This window comes from Herminiimonas sp. (genome assembly GCF_030645555.1).
Lineage (GTDB): Bacteria > Pseudomonadota > Gammaproteobacteria > Burkholderiales > Burkholderiaceae_D > Oxalicibacterium.
The window spans coordinates 1-4,787 of record NZ_JAUSME010000071.1 but is presented as its reverse complement, the minus strand read 5'-3'; the positions used below and the strand labels follow the sequence as shown (position 1 = coordinate 4,787).

The window sequence follows — 4,787 nt, the reverse complement described above, 5'->3', positions numbered from 1 at the left end:
CCTGACCCTGCCATTCCTGCTGCCGAACGGCGCAGAATTCCCCGCGCGGGATTTGCTGATCTTCCTGGCCAAGGGCGTCATCATGCTTTCGCTGCTGACGGCCAGCGTGGCGCTGCCCCTGTTGACCAAAGATCTGGAATTCCTGCCCGAACCGGTGCGTGGCGCCGGGGAAGGGCAGGCGCGCGCGGCTGCTGCCGAGGCAGCCATCCGTCGCATCAAGCAGGTAGCCCAGACGATGAGCGACAAGCCCGGCTATTCAGAAGCCGCCGCGCGCATAGCCGAGTTGTATAAGCGCCGGCTGGATTACGGAAATGAAGGCGATGAAGCGGCTGGCCTGCAATTACAGGTAGAAGCCGAACGTAATTTGCGGGTGGAAGCGATCAAGGCCGAGCGCGATGAATTGTTTCAAATGTGGCTAAGCAACAAACTGGACGAATCTGTCCATCAGCGCCTGTTGCGCGAGCTCGATTTGATAGAGGGAGCCTTGTCGCGTAATACGCAGCAGTAGCAGGCATGCGCGGCAGAATCGCGCCCATGCTGAGTCCGCATGCGCTCTGGTCTATAATGGCGACCCGCTATGCACCAGCCTGACAGGCTTGCATATTGCCCGCGTTGAAACACATTTATCCGGCCATCATTTTGACTTACAGCGTAAAAGAGATTTTCTACACCTTGCAGGGCGAGGGCGCACACGCCGGGCGGCCTGCCGTGTTTTGCCGCTTTTCCGGCTGTAACCTGTGGACCGGTCGCGAGAGCGATCGCGCAAGCGCCGTGTGCCAGTTTTGCGATACCGATTTTGTCGGCACCGATGGTGAGGGCGGCGGCAAGTTTGCCGATGCTGCGACGCTGGCGAACACGATAAATGCCTTGTGGCCGGCATCGTATGCGGCCAGCAAATACGTGGTCTTTACCGGCGGCGAACCTTTGCTGCAGCTGGATGCGGAATTGATCACTGCGATGCATGCAGTCGGCTTTGAAATCGCGATAGAAACCAATGGCACTTTGCCAGTGCCGGCCGGTGTCGACTGGGTGTGCGTCAGCCCGAAAATGGGTGCGCCACTGGTAGTGCGCAAAGGCAGCGAATTGAAGGTCGTGATCCCGCAGGCCGGCCAGTCGCTGGCCGCTTACGAAGAGCTGGAGTTTGATCATTTCTTCGTCCAGCCTATGGATGGCCCGCTGGCGGAACAAAATACCAGGTTTGCGATCGATGTCTGCAAGCGCAATCCGAAATGGAAGCTCAGCTTGCAGACGCATAAACTTTTACAGATACCCTGACGCTTTACAGAAAAATCATGCTGACCATTACCCGCAAACTTGAATTCGATGCCGGCCATCGCATCCCCGACCACAAAAGCCAGTGCCGCAATCTGCACGGCCATCGCTATACGCTGGAAATCACGCTGATCGGCAATGTGATCGAGGAAGAGGGTAGTTCCGACAACGGGATGATCATGGATTTTTCCGACATCAAGGCGCTGGCAAAACAGCATCTGGTCGATGTCTGGGATCACGCTTTTATCGTCTATGAAAAAGATGCAAAGGTGCGCGAGTTCCTCGAAAGCATACCCGGCCACAAGACGGTGATCATAGACCGTATCCCTACGGTGGAAAACCTGGCGCAAACCGCATTTAATATCCTGAATGCAGCCTACAAGGATCGCTACGGCACCGGCCTGCGCCTGCACAAGCTGGTGCTGCACGAAACGCCTAACTGCTGGGCTGAAATCACTGCGGAAAGCTGATCGCTGTGTCGGACACGACTCAGGACGCACTCTGGATGCGGCAGGCGCTGGATCAGGCGCATAACGCCTGGGCGCTGGGAGAAGTCCCGGTCGGCGCGCTGGTCGTCAAGGATGGGCAGGTGATCGCGACCGGCTTCAACCAGCCGATAGGCACGCACGACCCGACCGCGCATGCGGAAATCATGGCCTTGCGCGCCGCCGCTGCGATACTCGGCAATTACCGTCTTCCCGGGTGTGAGTTGTTCGTCACGCTGGAGCCTTGCGCGATGTGTTCCGGCGCGATGATGCATGCGCGCTTGGCGCGGGTGGTGTACGGCGCCTCCGACCCGAAGACCGGTGCCTGCGGCTCCATCGTCAATCTGTTCGAGCAAAACCAGCTCAATCACCATACGCAACTGACAGGCGGCGTGCTGGCGCAGGAATGCGGCGCCTTGCTGAAAGAGTTCTTTGCCGAGCGCCGCAAGCAGGCGCAGCAGGCGGCGAAAGAGACTGGTTCCGAACCGCTCTGAAACGGCGTATTGCCAGTTTCATATCGCAGTTCCGCATCTTGTTTGCAGCCTACTTGCCTGACTACCCGGTTCCCGCCGCGCGAGTTGCATCACATGCAACCTGCATGTTCCAATTCCCCTCATGTTTCCGCTTCCGCTCACCTCGATTTTCCATCGCAGCGATGGTATTGTGTCGTGGCAGTGTTGTGTCGAACAGGAAGGCGCGCAGGCAGAAAATATCGGGGTTCACGGCAGTCACACCGGTATGGTGGTCAACACCCACGGTGTTGCATGCGGTTGCCGATAGACTCGCGCAAGCTGATGGACAATGGCGGCGTTTCGACAGAGACGGCCATCAAGGTATAAAAAAGTATGTATTAAATTTAATCTATCGCGATCCAAAGCGCGCATATAAGACCTGCTAATTTTTTTGAAAGTCTCAGTTTGCCCATCGCTAAAGTAAATGATCTCGATATCTGGTACGACACACAAGGTGATCCAGGCAATCCACCGCTGTTGTTGATTGTCGGTTTGGGGATGCAATCGGTGTCGTGGCCGGAGTCGTTTTGCAACGGTCTCGTAGAGCGCGGTTTTTATCTGATTCGCTTCGACAATCGTGATAACGGTCTATCGACCAAGCTGCATCACCTGGGCAAACCAAACACACTGCTGGCCGTGATGAAAATGGCTTTGCGCATGAAACTCGCTGCCGGTTACAAACTTGACGACATGGCGGCGGATGCGATCGGCTTGATGGATGCGCTTGATATTCCCAAGGCGCACGTAGTCGGCGCTTCGATGGGCGGCATGATCGCGCAGATAGTCGCGGCCCGTTATCCGGAACGCGTACTCAGCCTGACTTCCATCATGTCGACCAGCGGCAGGCGCGGTTTGCCGGGGCCGACGCGTGCGGCGCGTAAAGTGCTTTTTTCTGCGGTACCCGATCCGACAAATCACGCCGCTTTGACGGAGCATTTCGTCAATATGATGCGAGTGATAGGCAGCCCGGCTTACCCGACAGCGCAAGAGATTTTGCATGAACGCGTTACCCGCACCGTCAAACGCAGTCTGGAGCCGGTCGCCACAACACGGCAACTGTTGGCAATCGGCGCTTCCGGTGATCGCGTTAATCTTTTGAAAAGCATTACCGTACCTACTTTAGTCATTCATGGCACTGATGATCCGTTGGTACCGATAGCTGGCGGTCGTGAAACTGCAAGCTTGATACCGAATGCCGTGATGGTAGAGATTGCTGGCATGGGACACGATTTGCCAGATCAGTTAGCCGATGAAATCACAGCAAAAATTGCTGAACATTGCCATGCCGCAGATGCAGTAGCCACCGCCACGCCAGCATTGGCCGAATAGCAGAATGGACACTCAATTGAATCAGGATGTGCAGCAATTACTGCGCGCGAATAAACCAGACGGTCCAGTGGTCGCGATCGTGGCACCTAGCGGCTATGCACCGAATCCGGCAGCGGTTGAGCTTGGTTTGGCAACCCTGCAAGCGCAAGGTTGCAGGGTGCATAATTTCACTGATGTTTCCAACAAATTTCAACGTTTTGGCGCCAGCGACAATGCGCGCATTGCGCAACTGTATGCGGCTGCGCAAGATCCTGAAGTCGATATCGTGCTGGCCTTGCGCGGTGGTTATGGCTTGACGCGGCTGTTGCCGGCACTGGATTTTGGCATGCTGGCAGCCAGTGGAAAACTGTTTGTCGGCCATAGCGATTTCACTGCATTGCAGTTGGGTTTGCTGGCGCAGACGGGGGCGATGAGTTTTTCCGGCCCGATGTTGTGCGGCGATTTTGGTCAGGATGAATTGAGCGGCTACACGCTGATGAATTTCTGGCAATGCCTGACGCAGGATGCGCATACGATCACGGCGCATGCCGAAGGCAATCCTGAACTGGCTGTCAAGGGTACGCTGTGGGGCGGCAACCTGGCGATGCTGGCGCATCTGGTCGGCTCGCCCTGGTTGCCGAAGGTGGAGGGCGGTATCCTGTTTGTCGAGGATATCAACGAACATCCATACCGCATCGAACGCATGCTGCTGCAGCTGTTGCATGCCGGGGTGCTGGATAGCCAGCAGGCAGTGTTGCTGGGCGATTTTTCCGGTTATCGGCTGACGGATTACGATAACGGCTATGACTTTGAGCAGATGGTCGCGTATCTGCGCGCACATTTGCCGGTGCCGGTGTTGACCGGCTTGCCGTTTGGGCATGGGCGGGACAAGGCGACGCTGGTGGTGGGGGCGGCTGCCGAGCTGGTGTCGGAGGCGGGGTCGTTTGCGTTGAGCATGGCGGGGTATCGTTCGTTGTTTGGCAGGTAATTTTTTGCTTTCTTCGTGGATGCTCAGTTGCCGGGAGTGGCCCGGCTGCCACCTTCTTTCTTTGCTTCGCCAAAGAAAGAAGGCAAAGAAAGGCGACGCAGCAGTCGTTGCCCGCTGCGCGGGTCCCCAAGTCCAGCACACGTCAGTCGGGGGCACAAACAAACTCGCCTTCGGCTCAAACAGGTTTGCGCCCTTTATCCGACTGACGCGCACTGGCCTTGG

5 protein-coding genes and 1 pseudogene are annotated in these 4,787 nt (G+C 56.8%); all 6 read left to right on the top strand.

Features of this window, described 5'->3' with window-relative positions:
• Window positions 1–508, top strand: a pseudogene (locus Q7T06_RS02965) (Na+/H+ antiporter); the annotation flags it as partial.
• A 131-nt stretch (window positions 509–639) separates the two neighbouring features.
• A complete protein-coding gene (queE, locus tag Q7T06_RS02960; protein WP_304779889.1) occupies window positions 640–1,275 on the top strand; it encodes a 7-carboxy-7-deazaguanine synthase in 636 nt (211 codons plus the stop codon).
• Window positions 1,276–1,292: 17 nt separating this feature from the next.
• Window positions 1,293–1,742: a 6-carboxytetrahydropterin synthase QueD gene (gene queD, locus Q7T06_RS02955; RefSeq protein ID WP_304779886.1), complete on the top strand. Its 450-nt coding sequence runs from the start codon at window positions 1,293–1,295 to the stop codon at window positions 1,740–1,742.
• Window positions 1,743–1,747: 5 nt separating this feature from the next.
• Window positions 1,748–2,251 (top strand): tRNA adenosine(34) deaminase TadA, encoded by a 504-nt coding sequence (gene tadA / locus Q7T06_RS02950; protein WP_304779884.1) that lies wholly within the window; start codon window positions 1,748–1,750, stop codon window positions 2,249–2,251.
• Window positions 2,252–2,674: 423 nt separating this feature from the next.
• A complete protein-coding gene (locus Q7T06_RS02945) occupies window positions 2,675–3,598 on the top strand; it encodes an alpha/beta fold hydrolase (protein WP_304779879.1) in 924 nt (307 codons plus the stop codon).
• A 4-nt stretch (window positions 3,599–3,602) separates the two neighbouring features.
• Window positions 3,603–4,565: a muramoyltetrapeptide carboxypeptidase gene (gene ldcA / locus Q7T06_RS02940; RefSeq protein WP_304779878.1), complete on the top strand. Its 963-nt coding sequence runs from the start codon at window positions 3,603–3,605 to the stop codon at window positions 4,563–4,565.
• Window positions 4,566–4,787: the final 222 nt, after the last annotated feature.

Coding starts and splice junctions, on each gene's coding strand:
- queD (WP_304779886.1), top strand. CDS start 1,293: ATGCTGACCATTACCCGCAAACTTGAATTCGATGCCGGCCATCGCATC.
- ldcA (WP_304779878.1), top strand. CDS start 3,603: ATGGACACTCAATTGAATCAGGATGTGCAGCAATTACTGCGCGCGAAT.